Raw genomic sequence first — 18430 nt, forward strand, 5'->3', positions numbered from 1 at the left:
CCGTGCAGAAGACAGACCGCTGGACCCTGCGAAACGTTTGCTGCGCGCTGCTGTTGCTGGCCGGCCCGGCCGCCGCGCAGGGGTTCGGGTTCACGCCGACCGTCCTGAACCTCGACCCGACCCGGACGCTCAGCACGCAGACGACCATGCTGAACACCAGCCGCACCGCCGCGAAATTCCGGGTGGAGGCCCGCGCCTGGAAAGTCGTGAACGGCGAGATGGTCCTGCAAGACACCCGCGACCTGGTGGTGAACCCCACCGAGTTCGTGCTGCCCGGCGGCGGCTCACAGGTCGTGCGGGTCGGCCTGCGCAAGAAGCCCGGCGCGCAGGAACTCACCTTCCGCCTGATCGTGCAGCAGCAGCCGTACGGACAGAGCGTTCCCCAGAGCGTCGTGAACGCCGACGGGATCGACATCAAGCTCGACATGCCCACGAATTACTCTCTGCCGGTGTACATCGCGCCGCCCGGCACGGCCCCCCGCATGACCTACGACGTGCAGGCCGCCTCCGGCGCCCTGACCCTGCGCCTGGAAAACGCCGGCACCCGCCACGAGACATTCAACGCCCTGACCGCGCGGCGCGGCGACCTCAGCGTGAATGTTCCGTCGTTCGCGATGTTGGGTGGTGCCCGCCAGTCCGTACGCCTGGAGGGGCTGGAGAAAGCCAGCGGTCCCCTGACCCTCCTGTTCATGAATGCTGAAGGTAAAGCGAGCCGTGTCACGCTTCCACTTCCCTGAGCGTGCCGGCTGGCGCGGCGTGGCGCTGTGCGCGGCCCTGACAGCCGGTATGACGCTGCCCGCCACACTGTTGCCCGCTGCGGCCCAGACCGCTGCGCCGGACGGATCTCCCCTGTCTCCGCAGGACCTGTGCCGCGCCGACGAACAGCTACTGGAGATCATGGTGGCGGGCGCCAGCCGCGGCGCGCTGCTGGTACGCCTGCAACCCGGGCCACCCACCGCCGCACTTATTCCGCCGGAGGCGCTGCGGCCCAGCGAGGCCGGGTACGCGGCCGGTACCGTCGAATGCGACGGCCAGCAGTTCACTTACCTGTCCGGGCAGGTGACCGTGAGCTTTGACGCCGTCCGGCAGCGCCTGGTATTGCGGCCCGTACTGTCGCGGCTGACCGGGAATACCCTGGACCTGAGCGGCGCCGCTCCCAGGCCCTCCATGGCCACTCAACCCAGCTGGGGAGTCGATTACGGCCTCTCCCTGAACGCTGCCTACGACACACCCGGTGTGACCACACCTGCGGCGCTGAACGGCGCCGCGTACCTCGACGTGGGCGGCGCCGCCGATCAGCTCAGCGGTACATTTGGCGTGATTGCCGGTCGCCAGGACAGCGGCGCATTCACATACCGGCCGCGCGCCACGCTGGAATACAGCCTCAGTGATCAGGTCAGTGTCGGCGCGTCCCTGAACGCCTCACCACTGAGCGGCAGTCCCGGATTCAGCAGCAGCGAATTCAGTGGGGTGGGCGTGACGCTTCAGGGCGGTTTTGGGGGCGTTCACCCCGAGCAGACTGTGGACCTGCCCCTGGAGTCCGACGTGGTTGTCTACCTCAACCGCATTTCGGTCGCCTCGGCACGCGTGAACGCCGGCACACTGCGGCTGCTGAACATTCCCCTGACCAGCGAAAACCTGACGGAGCTGTCTGTTGACATTACAGACGAAACGGGCCTACAGACCCTCGACTGGACGTACCCCGCCCTGGACGGCGCCCTGCCACCCGGCGCGTACCTGGCGGCCGCGCAGATCGGCGTCCAGCAGGGCCAGTGGATCACACACCTGCAGGGCGAGATGGGCCTGCCGCGCCGCTGGCGGGTCGCTGGTCGCCTCAGCAGTGACCAGAGCGGCGCCACCCAGATCAACGTGCGCGCCGTGAACGCCGGTCCTGGCTACGCCGTACAGGGCAGCGTGGAATTCAGCGTCACCCCCACCGCCACTGGACCAGACACCCGTACCACGCTGGGTCTCCAGGCCGACCGGACCATTCAGGGCACCAACCTGAGCGTGTTCAGCGTGGTTCCCGTCGGGTTCTGGCAGGACTCGACCGTCGGGGTGAAGATCAGCCGTGACCTAGCCCCCTGGAGTTTCTCGGTGCAGGGCAGTACTGGCTTCCGCGCCGACACCTGGGTACTGTCCGGCACGGCCGCCCGGACCTTTGGTGCCGCCGGCGCCGTGACCCTGAACGCCGCCGTCACGCCCTCGGGCTGGCGCGTGGGCCTGGGCGGCGGATACGCTCCTGCGCCGCGCTGGACCCTGGGAGCGCAGATGCAGGCCAGCCGGAACGCACCTGCGAACGCCAGTGGCAGCGGATCATTCAGCGCCGCCTACCAGATCAATCCGGGTAACCGTGTGGGCCTGACAGTCCGCCGTGACGACGTGCGCGCCGACTACACCCACGTCGGGGCGGCGCTCGCGCAGATCGGCGTGGGCCTGAAGGCAGCTGACCTCACGGTGACGGGTGCCGTCAGTACCGTGAACGGCCGACTGACCCTCCAGCCGGCACTGGAACGCCGGGCGGTCCTGCTCCGCACCGGCGTACCGAACCTGCCCATTCTCGTGAACGGGGCTTTTGCCGGGCAGACGAACAGCGCCGGCGATCTGGTCCTGACGAACCTGACCGCCGGTCAGACGAGCGAGATCCGTGTGGACCTGAACAACACCCCGTTCGGCGTGACGGTCGGAACAGACCGCCGGACACTGCTGCCGCCCACCGCCGGACTGACCACCCTCGACTGGCGCGAAAACTTTCAGGTGTACCGCTGGGTGCAGTACCGCTGGTCGCCCACCGAACCTGCGGGGTACAGTAGCGTCCAACTGGGCACCGAGCGCATCCTGCTGGACGACGAGGGTTTCGGCCTGACTCCGGCGGGAGTGGACCTGTCCGGCGAACTGCTCAGTGAAGACCGTCAGCGGCGCTGCGCCGTCCAGATCCGGCCTTCCGACGAGACGGTCACCTGCCGCTGACAGGCTAGGGAACCCGCCCTGACTCGCCTCCGCTCTGATTGAATTGATACGGACTCCCGACCGGCGCAGCGGGGTGATCGTCCCCAGTCACCATTCCACGCGGTCCCGTGGTGCCGGCCAGTATCAGTAGAAATCCACGCTGCCGTTCCAGCCCTGCGCCGCTGTGCGGAACGTGTAGTCGTTCAGCGTGGCGCCGTCCGCCCCGGCAGTCGAAACCATCAGGAGCAGATCGGCGGCTGGCAGGCGCCCCGCGAGTTCCGGCAGGGCATGCAGGTTGACCGGGCGGTAGTCGCGCGTGCAGCGCAGCGTCAGCGACTGCACGCCCAGTTGTGCGACCTCACAGGTCGGGCGTACGGTCAGCGACAGCCGCGCCTGAAACGTGACGGCCTGCGCAGGAACGGCCAGGCCCAGCAGGGCAGCAAGCAGCAGATGGGGGGAACGGATCATGATGAAAACCTCCTCGGAGTGGACGTCGCGGACGTTGCGTCCGTCTGCACGCGAATCCGGCGGACGCCGGATCAGGAGCGCTGCGGCGCACTCCGTGTGCGCCGCCAGCGCCAGACCTCTTCAGGATAGGAAAGCCCCCCTCACGAACTTCTTTCAGAGCCGTTCCTTCAGGTGGAGTTTCGTGCGTGCCCAGTCTTCCGGCGCGCGTCCCGCCGGGGTCATACGGATTCCGTTTGTTTCGCTGACAATCCGGAACTTCACCGGATTGCCAGCTCCACGTCCGGAGGGGCGTTTCTCTCCCACCCTGCGGGGCAGCTCTACGAGTCGCATCCGCTCGGATTGAATGGTCTTTGCCGCCCATTCAATCGGAGTTCGTATCAGTCGGCGTGCAGGTCAGGGCGGTCGCCCGGCGTGGTGTCCGGCCCGGTGTCCGGTGCGGGAGCGGCCGCCGCTTCCGGCGCCGCCTCCTGCGGTACGGACCCGGCAGCTGATGTCGGGGCCGGCTGGAGTCCTTCCAGCAGCAGGCGGATCTGCTCCAGATTGGCGGCCTCGTGACGGTCGTTCATGCAGGTAGCGTGACACGGCGGGCGGCGGGGCGCTGCCGGATATGACGCACCCTGGCGTCCGTCCGGGGGATGGGACCACCGACAGGTTAAGAAGCACCCGGCACTTCTTGAACGGACCCGCATCCTGGCCCGGTGAAGACGGGGCTACCCTGTGGGTATGGCTTCAGGTGACGACACACGGACCGCTGTGACCTCCCTGCCCGCGACGGCGGTGCGGGCGGCGCTGGACGTGCTGCCGTACCAGACGGCGGTCCTTGATGGTGACGGAACGATCCTGCTGTGTAACCGCGCGTGGATGGACTTCATGCGTGACAACGGCGGCGACCCTGCCACCTGCGGCCCCGGCGTGAATTACCTGAGCGTCTGCGAGGCCGCCACCGGCCTGTGTGCCGACGAGGGGCAGGAGGTGGCGCAGGGCCTGCGCGCGGTCCTGCACGGCAGGCGCGACACCTTCAGCATCGAGTACCCCTGCCACAGTCCCACCGAGGAACGCTGGTTCCGGTTGAGCGTCACGCCCTTCGACGACGGCCCGCGCCGCTTCCTGCTGGTCGCGCACGAGAACGTCACGGAACGTCGCCACGCCGAGATCCGCGAGGCCGACCTGGACGCCGAGGTCCGTCAGGAGGTCGCGCTGCGGACCGTCACGCTGCGCAACGAGGTGAACGAACTCGACTCGTTCATCGGCGCGGTCTCGCACGACCTGCGCGCCCCGGTCCGGCACATCCAGGGGTTCCTGACGCTGCTGCGCCGCCGCCTCGATCCCAGGCTCGGCGACGAGGACCGCCGCCTGCTGACCGTCATCGACGGCGCGACCCAGCGCCTGAACTCCATGATCGACGAACTGCTGAAACTGGCCCGCGTCACCCAGACGGCCCTGCAGATCCGCGAACTGAACCTCGCGCAGGTCGTCCTGCGGGCCTGGGTGAACATCGCGCCGGAAACCGAGGGCCGCGAGATCGAGTGGGTGGCCGGCGACCTGCCCGTCGTGCGCGGCGACCCGCAACTGCTGACGCTGGCCTTCGAGAACCTGCTGAGCAACGCCGTGAAGTACACCAGCGGCCGGGAACGCGCCAAGATCGAGGTGGGCGCCCGCGACGTCGGGGATCACTGGGTGGTGTTCGTGCAGGACGACGGCGTGGGCTTCGACCCACGCTACACCGAGCGGCTGTTCGGGGCGTTCCAGCGGCTACATTCCGATCAGGAATTCTCGGGCGTGGGCATGGGGCTGGCGAACGTGAAACGCATCGTCACCCGGCACGGCGGGCAGGTCTGGGCCGAGAGTCATCCGGGCGAGGGCGCGACCTTCTACCTCAGTTTCCCCAAACCTGTTCAATGACCGCCCGCTGCCAGCCGTCACGCATGAGGGCGGCCGCACCCCGCGAATGGAGTGCGGCCGCTTCCGGGGCAGGGGGCGTGGGTCAGCCTTCGGACAGGAACAGGTACCGGGCCAGCAGCAGCGCGGCCACGCCGTACAGGATCGGGCTGACGCTGCGGGCGCGGCCCGTCAGGAGTTTCAGGGCGCAGTAGGACAGCACCCCGAAGCTCACGCCGTTGGCGATCGAGAAGGTCAGCGGCATGGCGATGATCGTCAGGAACGCCGGGAGGCTCTCGCTCAGGTCGTCCCAGTCGACGAATTTCACACCTTCCATCATCAGCGCGCCGACCAGGATCAGGGCGGGCGCGGTGGCCGCGCCGGGAATCGCGGCGGCCAGCGGCCACAGGAACATGCTCAGCAGGAACAGCACGCCCACCGTGACGGCGCTCAGGCCGGTGCGGCCGCCCGCGCCGATCCCGCTGGCGCTCTCCACGTACGCGGTCGTGGTGCTCGTCCCCATGAACGCACCGAACATGGCGGCCAGGCCGTCCATGGCGAAGGTGCGCCGCGCGCGCGGCATGTCCCCGCGCTCGTCGAGCACCCCGGCCTTCTGCGCCAGACCGGTCAGGGTGCCGGTCGCGTCGAAGAAATCCACGAAGAAGAACGTGAACACCACGCTCAGCAGGCCCAGCCCGAACGCCCCGGCGATGTCCAGTTGACCCACCAGCGCCGACGGCCAGACCGGGGTGTCCAGGATGCCCAGGCGGCCCGTGAACCCCCCGAACGCCTGCATGGCGCCGTCCGGGCCGCCCGGATACACCGGCAGGCGCAGCACGATCGCGGCGAAGGTGGTGATCAGGATGCCGTACAGGATCGCGCCCGTCACGCGCCGCACCGTCAGCGCCGCCGTGATGACCAGCCCGATCGCCGCCAGCCACGCGCCGGGCGCCGTGACGTCCCCCAGGCCCAGCAGCGTGGCCGGGTTACTGACGACCAGCCCGGCACTCCGCAGGCCCAGGAACGCCAGGAACGCGCCGATCCCGGCGGTGATCGCGAACTTCAGGCTCAGCGGGATGGCCTGCACGATCGCCTGCCGCGCCCCCACCGCGCTGAGAATCACGAACAGGGCGCCCGAGATGAACACCGCGCCCAGCGCCGTCTGCCACGGCACGCCCATGCCCTGCACGACCGTGAACGCGAAAAAGGCGTTCAGGCCCATGCCCGGCGCCTGCGCGAACGGGTAGCGGGCGATCAGGCCCATGGCGAGCGACCCGAAGGCAGCGGCGATGGCGGTCGTCATGAGCAGCTGCACGAACGCGTTCGGAACGTCGATGGCCGTGCCGAGCACCTGCGGGTTCACGAACAGGATGTAACTCATGGTCAGGAAGGTCGTCAGGCCGGCGCGCAGTTCCTGCGGCACCGAACTGCGCGCCGCACTCAGACCGAAGAAGCGGTCCAGGGCGCCCGCCGGTCCGGGACCGGGCGGAGTGGAAGGTTGGGTGTGGGTCATGCTGACCTCCGGGGAGGGCCGCGCGGGGGCGGCGCAGAGGGCGGAACAGGGGGCGGAACAGGAGGCGGGCGGTCACGGCGGGCCGGACGGCACGGACGGATCTCCGGCGCCGAACGCGACCGGAAGGCCGCATTACACCACCTTCCGGAGGGCCGTGCGCCCCGCCCCGCAGGCCCCACCCCAGCATGAAGGCCGCCGGCCCGGCCCGGCAGGTACAGTGGGTGGGATGCGCGGACACCGGACAGGCGCGGGCGGGCGGGTCAGCTGATGCTCTGGACGGACCTGAACGTCCTGCTCGGCGGCCTGGGTCTGCTGCTCGTGGGCGTGATCCTGCTGGCGCTGGACCTGCGCCACTGGCCCCTGAGGGCCGGGCCACACTGGCTGGCGGCGCGGTCCCTGCTGGCCGGCGTGTGGGGCGTGGCGCTGATGCTGTTCCCGCTGAACGTCGCGCCCGGCGTGTTCGTGGACATCCGGTACGTGCCCGGCGCCCTGATGACCCTGCTGTTCGGACCCGGCTGGGGCGCACTGGCCCTGGCCCTGCCGGCCCTGTGGCGCGTCGGGATCGGGGGGGTGGGCGTGCCGGCCGCCCTGATCGCCGGCGCGTCGATCCTCCTGATCGCCGGGGTGGTGTGGCGCACGGCGGGCCACGGCGTGTTCCTGTCGTGGCGCTGGTGGTGGGCCGCGCCGCTGATCTTCAGCCTGAACAGCCTGGGCCTGCTGCTGTTTCCCGGCGGGCACGCGCTGGTGCAGCGGGTGTACCTGCCGGTCCTGATCGTGCACTGCCTGGGCCTGTGGGCCGCGCAGGTGGTGGTGGGCATGCGCGCCCGGCACCTGGCGCAGACGAGCGCCCTGCGCCGCGAGGCGTACCTGGACGCCCTGACCGGCGTCAGCAACCGCCGGCAGTTCGACCTGGACCTCGCGCGGCTGGAGGCGGGCGCGCAACTGGTCATGCTGGACATCGACTACTTCAAGCAGGTGAACGACCGACTCGGGCACGCCGAGGGCGACCGGGTGCTGCGCGAGGTGGCGCGGACCCTCGCGCACAGCCTGCGCGCCCAGGACCACGTGTACCGCGTGGGCGGCGAGGAATTCGCGCTGATCCTCACCGGGCTGGACGCCACGCAGGGCCGCGCCGTCACGCAGCGCTGCCTGGACGGCGTGCGGACCCTCTCGGCCGGCGGGCAGACCGTGACCCTCTCGGCCGGCTGGAGTCAGGTGCAGCCCGGCGAGCCGCCCGAGCGCGCCCTGGCCCGCGCGGACGCCGCGCTGTACCGCGCCAAGAGCGCCGGACGCGACCGGCTGGTCATGGACGTGGCCGGGCAGGACAGCGGCGCGCAGGCCGCGCAGCGCACCCTGGCCCTGCTGGCCGCCGACCGCGACCCCACGGCCGCCGACTGGTGCGCGCTGCTCGGGGCGGCGGTCAGCAGCGTGCCCGGCGTGCAGGCCGGCACGCTGTTCGTGCTGGACCGGGGCGACTTCCTGCTGACCGCGCAGCGCGGCTTCACCGACGACCTGCTCGGCCACCGCCGCTCGCCCGCCAGCCTGCTGCGCTGGTACGCCGACCCGGTCGCCGCGTGGCAGGGGGGCGAGCCGCGCGTGCTGCGTGGCGACGCCATCCGGCACAACGCCGTGGCGGCCGCCGATCTCGAAACGCAGCTGACCAGCCAGCGCCAGTTCGGCAGCATGCTGAACGTCAGCGCGGTGCGCGAGACGCTGGGCGTGCCGGTCAGCGTGGACGGCCTGGTGCTGGCCTTCCTGAACCTCGACGTGCTGCACCCCGGCCAGCGCCTCGGCCCGGACGCCCGCCGGGTCGCGCGGTCCTTCGCCGAGCAGGTCGCCGCGCTGCTGCGCGCCCGCGCCGCCCGCCTGCTCGCCGCCGCCCGGCAGCGGGAACTGGAGGCGCTGGCCCGCATCACCGAGGACCTGCGCGGCGCGCACACCACCGCCCAGGTCGCGCAGGCCGTCACGGGCGCGTCCATGGCGATCCTCGGGGCGCGCGAGGCGGTCTTCCTGCGCTTCGAGCCGGAGCGCGACCGGCTGGTGTCGCTGGTCATGCAGGGCGTCCCGGAACGCGACGGGCACGCGGAACTGCCGCGCGGGTACGGGATCGCCTGGGCCGCCATCGAACGGCGCGAGGTACTGCGCGTGACCAGCGTGCAGGACGCCGCGCGCCTGCACCGCCCCGACTTCCTGACCTCCGGCGCGATGCTGGCCGCGCCGCTCCAGACGGCCGGGACGCTGTTCGGAGCGCTGTGCGTCACCCGCGACGAGACCTTCGGAGAGGAGGACGTCAGCCTGATCCGCGCGCTCGGCGCGCACATCGTGACGGCCCTGGAACGCGCCGCGCAACTCGCGGAGTTGCAGCAGTCCCGCACCCGCGCGCTGCTCTCGCTGGCCACGCTGCTCGAAACGCGCGGCCTGGAAACACCCGGACACGCCCGCCGCCTGCAACAGCAGGCGCAGCAGGCCGCCGACCTCCTGAACCTCACGCCGCAGGACCGCGCCGCGCTGCTCGACGGGGCCGCCCTGCACGACCTGGGCCTGCTGGGCCTGCCGGCCGGCGAGCCGCAGACCGCACACGTCCTGGCCGGCGAGACCCTGGCCCGCGACCTGCCCGGCGTGACCGACGCGGCCCTGCGCGTCATCCGCCACCACCACGAACGCTGGGACGGACACGGCGGCCCCGACGGGCTGCGCGGTCACCAGATTCCGCTGCTGGCGCGCGTCCTGACCATTCTCGACACCTTCGACACGCTGACCCGCCCGCCCACCCTGTCCCCCAGGCCGGCCCGGACACCCGCGCAGGCGCTGACGGCCATGGCCGCCCAGGCAGGACAGACGCTCGACCCGGAACTGCTGGGCACCCTGGCCCCCCTGCTGGCCCGCCTGCCAGCCGCCCGGGCCGCCGGGCCGGACGGAGCGTCCCCGGAGCGGCCTGACCCCGATTTCCCGGAGCCGGACGGGCTGAACCTGAACTGACGCAGCGCGCACAGTGGCGCTTACACTGGGACGCGTGGAAGTCCTGGCCCTGCTGAACGGCGTGGTACTGAATCTCGCCGTGTTGATCGCCGGGGTCTTTCTGGTCAGCCTGACGTTTTTCGAGGTGGGCCGCCCGGACCGCCCGGCGGCGCTGACCGCGCGGTACCTCTCGCTGGTCGGCACGTCGTTCCTGGCGCTGGTCAACGCGGTGCCGCTGGCGCCGGGCATCCTGTTCGACTTCCGGATGGTGCCGGTCGCGCTGGTCGCCCGGCGGCACGGGCGGCTGGCCGGACTGGCGGTCGCGCTGCCGGTCGGAGTATTCCGGTTCCTGCTGGGCGGCGTGGGGGCCGGGCCGTCGCTGGCGCAACTGCTGCTCGTGGCGTGGCTGGCCGCGCCGAACGGCTCGTGGCTGAACCTGAGCGCCGTACCGGGCGACGCCCTGCTGCGCACGCCCTGGGTGGCGCTGCGCCTGTTCGCGCTGGCGAACCTGCCACTGTTCGCGGCGTTCGCGTTGGGTGGGCGACCCTGGACCCAGGCGGTGGCGGCCTACGCGGCGCTGGTCGCGCTGAGCGCCGCCGGGCTGCTGCTGGGGCAGGTGGCCGGGCACACCCGCATGCAGTCCCTGGCCCGCCAGCGGCACTACCGGACGCTGGCGTTCACGGACGCCCTGACCGGCGCCCTGAACCGCCGTCAGTTCGAACTGGATCTGCCGGTCGCGCCGGACGACACGCACCTGCTGCTGCTGGACCTCGATCACTTCAAGCGCATCAACGACACCTACGGGCACGAGACCGGCGACCGGGTCCTGCAGACCTTCTGCGCGCTCGTGCAGGAACATGTGCGTAGCGGCGACCACCTGTACCGGCTGGGCGGCGAGGAATTCGCCGTGCTGCTCGGCAGTCCGGACGGCGCGGCGGGCGTGGCCGAACGGGTCCGCGCGCAGGTTCACGCCCTGCTGGCGCGGCGGGTGGGCCTGCCCTCCGAGACCTTCACGGTGTCCGGCGGTCTGGTGCCCGTCGGCCCGGACGCCGCCGCGCAGGCCGACGAACGCCTCTACCGCGCCAAGGCGCAGGGCCGCAACCGGATCGTCGCCGGTCCCTGAGCGCATCCCCCTGACCGCCGCCTTCGGACCTCGCCCGGCCCGCCACGCGGCGGGAGCGGCGGCGCTGGTGTTATTCTGCCTTGTCGGCCGTGCCGGTGCGCGGCCTCCGTGAGGCCCCGGCGGCTTCACCCCGAGCGGCCCCCTGACCGGATCTGCAGCCTGCACCGATCTTCAACCCCGGTCTTCGCCTGCCGCCCGCGCCGACGCGCGTGGGCGCGCCCCCCCATCCCAGGACCCCTACTCCCTGCATGTACCTTCTCGCTCATGTTCCCGCCACGCGTGCCGTTCTGGAGCACGTTCACCAGCACCTGACCAGTCAGGGCCTCACGCACGCCACGCTGCTCGTCCCCGGACGGGAGGACGCGGCCGCCTTCGACCTGTTCACGGGCCTGCACGTCGTGGATCACGGCGCGCGGCAGGCGCACCTGAAATGCCTGCTGTGCCCGCCGGGCTCCGGCCACCACCTGCGCTACGAGTTCCGCGTGACCACCCTGACCGGCGAGCAGATCGGCCCGATCGGGAGTTCCTGCGTGTTCGCGCGGGTGCTGGGCGAGGAACGCGGGCGGCAGGTCGGCGCGCACCTCGCCGATCAGGTGGGCGCGCACGTGCGCCGCACGCAGACCCAGTCGCAGGCGGACCTGCTGGAGAACGCCGGGAACTGGCGTGAGTACCTGCGTGCCCAGGGCCTCGACTGGGTCCTGACCGCCATGGCGGGTGGCGGCGGCCTGAGCGCCGACCTGCGCGAGAAACTCCAGCGCCTTCAGGACACCGAGAAACCCCTGCCGCTGGCCGTCCTGAGCGAACTGCGGGTCCTGACCCGTGCCCGGAACGAGGAACCGGCCCCCAGCGCCTTCGCGCCCGCCCCGGCCGCCTTCCAGCCCCCGGCGGCGCAGGCGGCGCGGCCCCGGCGGACCCTGCGGCCCCGCGCCGGGGCGGGCAACCGCATGGATCACCTCGAATGGGAGGAGTACCTGCGCGCCAGCCGCCTCACGAACCTCGTGGGCCACTGGACTGCCGTGCAGGAGCACCTGGACCTGCCCGAGGACACCCGCGACTTCCTGCTGGAGACCATCCGGGGTCGCCGGCCCTTCCGCCTGGAGGACCTGACCCTGCTGCAACGCCTCTCGCGGGACGCCGGGGTGCTGGAGCGGCTGCGGGAACTCGGGCCGCCGGAACGGCTGCGGCCCACCGTGCGTGCGCCGCGCGTGGAACGCGTGATCGAACCCGGCAGCGGCCTGGAACTGCTGGACGTCCGGGACGACCCGCACGTGCAGGGCGCGCGGGCGTGGCTGTGGGGCCTGAAGGCCGTGTTCAGCCCCGCGCAGTGGCGGCGCGTGGAGGCCGGCATCAACACCGGCGCGCTGCGTGCCGACGACTACGCCGCGCTGCGCCAGACGCTGCTGGCCCTGCCGGACCAGGGCGAACCGGGCGTGCCCCGCACCGCGCGGCAGTTCCTGACGTACACGGCGCTGCTGCTGGGCCGCGAGAAACGGGTGGAACGCGCCCGCGAGCTGCTGCACATGCGGCGGCAGGCGACCAGTCTGATCGTCCTGGACGGCCTGTGGCAGCGGTACCGCGACGGCAAACCCATCCAGGAATCCGAACTGGTGGGCCGCGCCCTGAACGGCACCCGCCGCGACGCGCCCGCCCCCGCGAAGGCGCCGGGCCGGGCAGGCGCGGCCTCACTGAAGGCCCCCGCACAGAAAGCCGCCGCACAGAAAAGTTCCGTGCAGAAAGCCGGTGCGCCGAAAGCGGCTGCGTCACAGCCCGCCGCGCCACAGGCCACGGTGCAGAAGGCCACTGTGCAGAAGACCACTACGCAGAAGACTGCTGTGCAGAAGACCACTGCGTCACAGGCCACGGGGGAGAAGGCCAGCAGGACGGCCGTCAGCAGCCCCGCGAAGGCAGCCGCCACAGGGACCGGGGCGCCCGACCCGCTGGCCGCCGATCCGCTCGCCGCCGACCGGGCCGCGTTGCAGGAAGGCTGGGGGCGCGGGCTGTCCAGCCTCGTGCCGGTCCAGTACCGCCGCGCCGTGAGCCGCGCCGTTCACCAGCCGCCCGGCCGCCTCGACCCCGCGCAGCTGCGCGCTGCCCGTCACGCCCTGGACGTGTACCGCCGCGTGTCCCGAGCCGGCACGCCCCCGAAAAAGGTGTTCACCACCCCGCCCGGCCCGCGCACGCCCGATGCGTACGCGGCGGCCCTGACGCGGCTGTTCACGGACCTCGGCGTGCCGCACCTGCGGGCGCCGCTGGCCGAACGCGGTCCCGCGTGGCTGCAGGCGACCTTCCCCACGCCGTACCGTCACTTCGAACGGACCGGGGAGCTGCACCGCGACCTGAACGCCATCCTGAACGCCCTGAGCTGATCAGGCCCCCGCGCTGACGGTCCTGCCGGACAGTCGGAGCGGAGGCCGGGTGGGCAGCCCTGCGCTCAGCTGGCGCTGACGATCAGCGGGCAGGCGAGGCAGGGGTGGCGGGTCACGAGGACGTCGTGGCCGTACGCGGCGCGGATGGTGGCGGGCGTGAGGGCCTGCTCGGGCGGCCCGTCGGCCAGCACCTGTCCGTCCGCGAGGATCAGGACGCGGTCGGCGTACTGCGCGGCGAGGTTCAGGTCGTGCAGCACGGCCAGCACGCCCACGCCCTGCGCGGCGAGGTCGCGGGCGAGGCGCAGGACAGCGTGCTGCTGCGCGAGGTCGAGGCTGGCGGTGGGTTCGTCCAGCAGCAGGGCGCGGTCGGGGGCGGGGTCGTCCGTATGCAGCTGCGCCAGGGCGCGGGCGAGGTGCACGCGTTGCTGTTCGCCGCCGGACAGGGTGAGGATGTCGCGGGTCTCGAAACCGCCCAGGCCCACGCGGCGCAGGGCGCCCCGCGCGATCTCGCGGTCCCGTTCGGTCTCGTGGCGGCCGTGCGGGATGCGGCCCAGCAGCACGATGTCCAGCACCTCGTGCGCGAAGTTCAGGGGCGTGTGCTGGGCGACGGCGGCCCGGCGGCGGGCAAGCGGGCCGGGGCGGTGCGCGGCGAGCGGCTGCCCGAACAGCGTGACCCCGGCGGCGCGCAGTTCGCCGGTCACGGCGCGCAGCAGCGTGCTCTTGCCGGCGCCGTTGCGGCCCAGCACGGCCAGCACCTCGCCGCGTGTGAGGCTGGTGGTGACGCTGCCGAGCAGGGTGCGTCCGGCCACACTGACGGTCAGGTCGTCCAGGGACAGGACCGGTGGGATGGGGGCGGTCACGGGCGCTCCTGGCCGCGCCGGGCGCGCAGCAGGTGCAGGAAGAAAGGCGCGCCGATCAGGGCCGTGATGATCCCGATGGGCAGTTCGGCCGGCGTGACGACCGTGCGGGCCAGCAGGTCCGCCAGGACCAGCAGCGTGGCGCCCGCCAGCGCCGAGGCGGGCAGCAGCGTCCGGTGGTCCGGGCCGGTCAGGAGGCGCAGCAGGTGCGGCACGACCAGCCCGACGAAGCCGATGGTGCCGGACACTGCGACGCCCGCCCCGACACTCAGGGCGATCAGGGTGATGGTCACCCACTTGACGGCCGTGACCGGCACGCCGAGGCTGGCCGCGCCGTGCTCGCCCAGCGTCAGGGCGTTCAGGGCGCGGCCCAGCAGCGGCAGCAGCAGCGCGCCCATCAGGATCAGCGGCGCGGCGCTCAGCACGCCGGGCCAGGTGGCGCCGCCCAGCGTGCCCAGACTCCAGAAGGTGATGGTCCGCAGTTGCTCGTCGGTGGCGAGGAAGGTCATCAGGCCGGTCCCGGCGCCGCACAGGGCGTTCACGGCGATGCCGGCCAGCAGCATGGTGCTGACCTCCACCCGGCCCCGGCTCTGCGCCAGGACGCTGATCAGCACGGTGCACAGCAGGCTGCCGGTGAACGCCGCGACCGGCAGCGAGTACGGGCCGAGGGCCGTGAAGCCCAGCACCACACTCGCGGCCGCCGCGAGGCCCGCGCCGCTCGACAGGCCCAGCAGGCCCGGATCGGCCAGCGGGTTCCGGAACAGGCCCTGCATGGCCGCGCCCGCCACCGCGAGGCCCGCGCCGACCAGCGCGCCCAGCACCACGCGCGGCAGGCGGATGCCGCTCAGGACGGCCGCCTGCTGCGGGTCGAAGGCTTCCAGGGGCGGCAGGCCCAGCGGCGAGTACAGGATGCTCAGGACCTGCGCGGGCGAGATAGCGACCGCGCCGCTCCCGACGGCCAGCACGACCGCGCCCAGCAGCGCGAGCGGCAGGACGCCGAGCGTGAGGGCCGCGCGGCGGCGTTGCCGGCTGGGTGCGGCCACCTGGGTGCTCAGGACCGTCACTTCTTGAAGTCGGCCTTCCACTGGCGGGAGAGCTTCAGGGCGAATTCCGGCAGGCGCGGCCCGATCCAGCGGATGGAGTTGTCTACCGAGTAGATGCGGCGGTTGCGGCCGGCGTTCGTCTGCGCCACGCCCGGCAGTTTCAGGGTGCCGTCCACGCCGCCCACGGCTTCCAGGCCGCGGTCGAGCAGGATGATCGCGTCGGGGTTGATGGTGACGAGCGCCTCGGCGGTCAGGGTGCGGGTGTCCGCGAACGGCGCGGCGTTCACGCCGCCGGCCAGTTCGATCAGGTCGTTGGCGCCGCCGCTGGTGCCGTAGATGCTCGCGTCGTTGGGGCCGTGGGCGTACAGGAAGATCACGCGGGGTGGGCGGGCGGGCTGGTTGGCCTTCACGGCGGCCAGGGTGGTGTCGAACGAGCGGTTCAGGGCGGCGGCCGCACCGGGCACGCCGTACACCTGTCCCAGCAGGTCCAGGCGGGTGCGCACGCCGTTCAGGCCGCCGGTGTCGGTGGCGGGCAGCACGAGCACCTTCACGCCCGCGCCGCGCAGTTTGGCGACCACGCCGGGGTTCGTGCCGGTCGCGAAGTTGTCGGCGGTGCCGATCACCAGGTCCGGTTTCAGGGCGATGATGCCCTCGGCGGGCAGCTGCGCCCAGTGGCCGACGCTGGGAATCTTGTTCGGTGGGTACGTGCCGGTCACGTCGGTGCCGACGATGGTGCCCTGCTTGCCGAGGCGGTAGATCAGTTCGACGGTGGTGGCGTTCAGCGCCACGACGCGTTTCGGGGCGGTGACGGTGACGCTCACGCCGTCCGCGCCGCGCACGGTGGCGGCGCTCGCGGACGACAGGGCGGGGGCGGCGCTCAGGAGCAGGAGGGTGGCGGCGGTGCGCAGGTGGAAGGTGCGGATGCGTGCGTTCATGGGAAACCTCGGATGGGGTGGGAAGTCGGAGGACAGGGTGGACGGGGTAGGTCAGGACTGCCAGTACCCGACGACGCGGCAGCGGGCCGGGTCGAGGCCGTGCGCGGCGCGCAGCAGCGTGCGGATCTCGCGGGCCGCGTGGCTGCCCAGCGCGCCCCAGGCGGCGCGGACGGGGGTATCGAGTGCGGCGGCGGCGCGTGTGAGTGCCTGTCCGGGCGGTCCGGCGCGCGGCACCCAGCTCAGGTGCGTGCCGGGCGGCAGGCGCACGTCGTCCAGGTAGCGCGCGCCGCCGGGGTCGGCGACCTCGATCAGGACGCGCGGGCCGGGAGCGTCGGGCCAGTGTTCGAGCAGCGCGGCCAGGGTGGGCAGGGCCGTCTCGTCGCCCAGCAGCAGGGCCGCGCCGCCGTGCAGGTCCGGCAGGGTCTCGTGGCGGCCCAGGATGGCCTCCACCGGGTCGCCGGGTTGCAGTCCCGCCGCCCACACCGAGCCGGGCGTGTCGCCGTGCAGGTACACGTCCACCTCGACGAGCGCGGCCTGCGGGTGAACGCGGCGCAGGGTGTAGGTGCGTTCCCCGGCGGGCGTGCGGAAGCGGGCGGCGTAACCGGGTCGCCAGCCGCTCAGCGGGGCGGGGTCGGCGTGCAGGGTCAGGCGGCGCAGGTCCGCGCCGGGCGACGTGACGGCCTGCACGGTCCAGCGGACCTCGCGGGTGCGGGGCTGTTCGTTCAGCTGCTCGCGGGCGGCGGCGACGGTGGCCCGCAGTCGCCCCTTGGGCGGCACGTCGGTGGTCGTGAAGGGCACGCGGTAGGTGTCCTGCCCGGCGGCGTGCGTGACCTGCAGGTCCAGCCCGTCCGGGTAGAGAGCGGTCACGGCGGCGGCGTCTGGGGTCGGGGCGGGTGTGAAGGCGCGGGCCAGGAGGAGCAGTTCGGCCGGGTGGTCCTCGTTGACGTGGTCGATGATCGCGGCGGCTTCCTCGGCGCTCAGATCCGGGTAGGTGGTGGTCATGGGGCCTCCTGGCTCAGTTGAGGTGCATGGCCGTGCCGGGCGCGGCGGGAGTGGGGGGCAGGGTGACGCCGTGGATCAGGGCACGGAAGGCCTGGAAGTCGCTGTGCGTGAAGGTCAGGCCGGCCGGGCCGCACCACAGCTGGGCGGCGTGGTCGGTGCGGCGCAGTTCCCAGTCGCCGCGCTGCCAGCGGCCGGTGGGGGCGTCGCCGTGCGGGTCGCTGCTGGCGAGCAGGGCCGAGAGCTGCGCGAATTCCTGGTGGTTCAGCGACAGGCTCAGGGCGTGCCACAGGACGTGCAGGCTGCCGCAGGTGCAGCGCAGGATCCGGCGCTGCTCGCCGTCGCTGCTCAGGAGGCTGAAGGAGTGACACATGGGGTCTCCGGCGAAAGGGATGAGGAGTGGGCGTCTGGCGCGTGCTGGACGGCCAGAAGGTGGGCGGAGGTCTGGGGGCGGCGGGAGGCCGACGGGGAGATAGTGCATTAATCCGACTGGTTTAGTCAAGTATTGTGACCACCCGGCCTCCGGTCTCCAGGAAGATCCCAGATCAAACTTGACTATTCCGGTCGGATTTGTAAGATTGTGCCGGACCGACCCATTCACCGTTCGGTCCACCCCGCCCATGACCCCACCCACGCCCACCCAGACGCGGCGGGGCGTCCTGCCCCACACCCTCCCCAGTCCCCTGCACGCCGTCCTCCTCGCCACGCTGCGCGACCTGGGCCGGTCCCTGCCCCCCGGCGTGACCCTCACCGGCACCCTGCGACCCCACGACCCGCACGACCCCCACCCGCCCGTCTGGGACGGCGTCGGCACCCGGCTGCCCCCGCTGCCCCACACGCCACGGCACCCCGTTCCCGCCCATGCCCCGCCGCGCCGCCACGCCGAGTACCGCGCCGGCCGCACCTGCGCCGCCCAGGCCCTGGCCCTCGCCGGACACACCGGCCCCGCCCCCCTCCTGCCCGGCCCGCACCGCGCGCCCCTCTGGCCCGCCGGATTCACCGGCAGCGTCACGCACGCCGCCGGACTGGTCCTGGCCGTCGCCGGACCACAGGGCTATCAGCTGGGCATCGACACCGAGGCCCTCACGCCCGACCTGCACGCCAGCGGCCTGACGGCACGCGACCTCCTGAGGCACGTCCTGCGCGAGTGCGCCTTCAAGGCGACCTTCCCCGCACGCGGCCAGCCCTACCACCCACCCGACTTTCAGTCTGCCCCTGACCCCCGCCCCGGCCAGCCGGCCCACGTCTACCTGACGGGGTTCGCGCCCCTCCCGGTCCACTGGATCCGCCACGGCGCGCACGTCAGCGCCCTGACCTGCCAGCCTCTCTGACCTACTTGCC

The 18430-nt window shown here is 72.3% G+C and carries 15 protein-coding genes; 7 read left to right on the forward strand and 8 right to left on the reverse strand.

What is annotated here, in order from left to right; all coding sequences use genetic code 11:
• The first annotated feature begins 2 nt into the window (after nucleotides 1-2).
• Together BXU09_RS16715 and BXU09_RS16720 are read left to right on the forward strand one after the other, a co-directional pair.
• Nucleotides 3-737 (forward strand): fimbria/pilus periplasmic chaperone, encoded by a 735-nt coding sequence (locus tag BXU09_RS16715; RefSeq protein ID WP_168174650.1) that lies wholly within the window; start codon nucleotides 3-5, stop codon nucleotides 735-737.
• Complete coding sequence (locus tag BXU09_RS16720) at nucleotides 715-2970, forward strand: hypothetical protein (RefSeq protein ID WP_144012312.1); 2256 nt, start codon at nucleotides 715-717, stop codon at nucleotides 2968-2970. The genes BXU09_RS16715 and BXU09_RS16720 overlap by 23 nt, the downstream gene beginning before the upstream one ends.
• 123 nt (nucleotides 2971-3093) lie before the next feature.
• Here BXU09_RS16720 and BXU09_RS16725 read toward each other — a convergent pair whose 3' ends face one another.
• Nucleotides 3094-3417 carry a hypothetical protein gene (locus tag BXU09_RS16725; protein WP_078305476.1) on the reverse strand — a complete coding sequence of 108 codons (324 nt, stop codon included), beginning with the start codon at nucleotides 3415-3417 and terminating at the stop codon, nucleotides 3094-3096.
• Nucleotides 3418-3794: 377 nt separating this feature from the next.
• Nucleotides 3795-3983 carry a hypothetical protein gene (locus tag BXU09_RS16730; RefSeq protein WP_078305477.1) on the reverse strand — a complete coding sequence of 63 codons (189 nt, stop codon included), beginning with the start codon at nucleotides 3981-3983 and terminating at the stop codon, nucleotides 3795-3797.
• A 187-nt stretch (nucleotides 3984-4170) separates the two neighbouring features.
• On the opposite strand from BXU09_RS16730, the gene BXU09_RS16735 reads away from it, so the two are divergent.
• The gene (locus BXU09_RS16735) at nucleotides 4171-5319 is read left to right on the forward strand and encodes an ATP-binding protein (protein WP_168174651.1); all 1149 of its coding nucleotides are present in this window, start codon (nucleotides 4171-4173) and stop codon (nucleotides 5317-5319) included.
• 82 nt (nucleotides 5320-5401) lie between these two features.
• Here the strand turns inward: BXU09_RS16735 and BXU09_RS16740 are convergent, their stop codons facing one another.
• Complete coding sequence (locus tag BXU09_RS16740) at nucleotides 5402-6808, reverse strand: NCS2 family permease (protein ID WP_078305479.1); 1407 nt, start codon at nucleotides 6806-6808, stop codon at nucleotides 5402-5404.
• A gap of 267 nt (nucleotides 6809-7075) precedes the next feature.
• On the opposite strand from BXU09_RS16740, the gene BXU09_RS16745 reads away from it, so the two are divergent.
• The 3 genes from BXU09_RS16745 to BXU09_RS16755 all read left to right on the forward strand — a co-directional run bounded on the left by BXU09_RS16745 (nucleotide 7076) and on the right by BXU09_RS16755 (nucleotide 13255).
• Nucleotides 7076-9787 carry a diguanylate cyclase gene (locus BXU09_RS16745; protein ID WP_078305480.1) on the forward strand — a complete coding sequence of 904 codons (2712 nt, stop codon included), beginning with the start codon at nucleotides 7076-7078 and terminating at the stop codon, nucleotides 9785-9787.
• Between the two features lie 34 nt (nucleotides 9788-9821).
• Nucleotides 9822-10889 carry a diguanylate cyclase gene (locus BXU09_RS16750; RefSeq protein ID WP_240501452.1) on the forward strand — a complete coding sequence of 356 codons (1068 nt, stop codon included), beginning with the start codon at nucleotides 9822-9824 and terminating at the stop codon, nucleotides 10887-10889.
• Nucleotides 10890-11137: 248 nt separating this feature from the next.
• Nucleotides 11138-13255 carry a hypothetical protein gene (locus BXU09_RS16755; RefSeq protein WP_078305481.1) on the forward strand — a complete coding sequence of 706 codons (2118 nt, stop codon included), beginning with the start codon at nucleotides 11138-11140 and terminating at the stop codon, nucleotides 13253-13255.
• A 65-nt stretch (nucleotides 13256-13320) separates the two neighbouring features.
• Here the strand turns inward: BXU09_RS16755 and BXU09_RS16760 are convergent, their stop codons facing one another.
• From BXU09_RS16760 to BXU09_RS16780, 5 genes are read right to left on the reverse strand one after another with little or no spacing between them, the layout of a single operon-like run.
• A complete protein-coding gene (locus tag BXU09_RS16760; RefSeq protein WP_078305482.1) occupies nucleotides 13321-14115 on the reverse strand; it encodes a heme ABC transporter ATP-binding protein in 795 nt (264 codons plus the stop codon).
• Nucleotides 14112-15176 carry an iron ABC transporter permease gene (locus tag BXU09_RS21210; protein ID WP_078305483.1) on the reverse strand — a complete coding sequence of 355 codons (1065 nt, stop codon included), beginning with the start codon at nucleotides 15174-15176 and terminating at the stop codon, nucleotides 14112-14114. Before BXU09_RS21210 ends, BXU09_RS16760 begins: the two co-directional genes overlap by 4 nt.
• On the reverse strand, nucleotides 15173-16090 hold the full coding sequence (locus BXU09_RS21215) for an ABC transporter substrate-binding protein (RefSeq protein WP_078305484.1): 918 nt from the start codon (nucleotides 16088-16090) through the stop codon (nucleotides 15173-15175). The genes BXU09_RS21210 and BXU09_RS21215 overlap by 4 nt, the downstream gene beginning before the upstream one ends.
• Nucleotides 16091-16141: 51 nt before the next feature.
• Nucleotides 16142-17092 (reverse strand): SIP domain-containing protein, encoded by a 951-nt coding sequence (locus tag BXU09_RS16775; RefSeq protein WP_078305485.1) that lies wholly within the window; start codon nucleotides 17090-17092, stop codon nucleotides 16142-16144.
• Nucleotides 17093-17105: 13 nt separating this feature from the next.
• The gene (locus BXU09_RS16780; protein WP_078305486.1) at nucleotides 17106-17462 is read right to left on the reverse strand and encodes a hypothetical protein; all 357 of its coding nucleotides are present in this window, start codon (nucleotides 17460-17462) and stop codon (nucleotides 17106-17108) included.
• A 247-nt stretch (nucleotides 17463-17709) separates the two neighbouring features.
• Here BXU09_RS16780 and BXU09_RS21990 point away from each other — a divergent pair, with 247 nt between their 5' ends.
• Entirely contained in the window at nucleotides 17710-18420 is a 711-nt protein-coding gene (locus tag BXU09_RS21990; protein WP_078305487.1) for a hypothetical protein, read from the forward strand.
• Nucleotides 18421-18430: the final 10 nt, after the last annotated feature.

The sequence above is a fragment of the Deinococcus sp. LM3 genome (assembly GCF_002017875.1).
Classification (GTDB): Bacteria; Deinococcota; Deinococci; order Deinococcales; family Deinococcaceae; genus Deinococcus.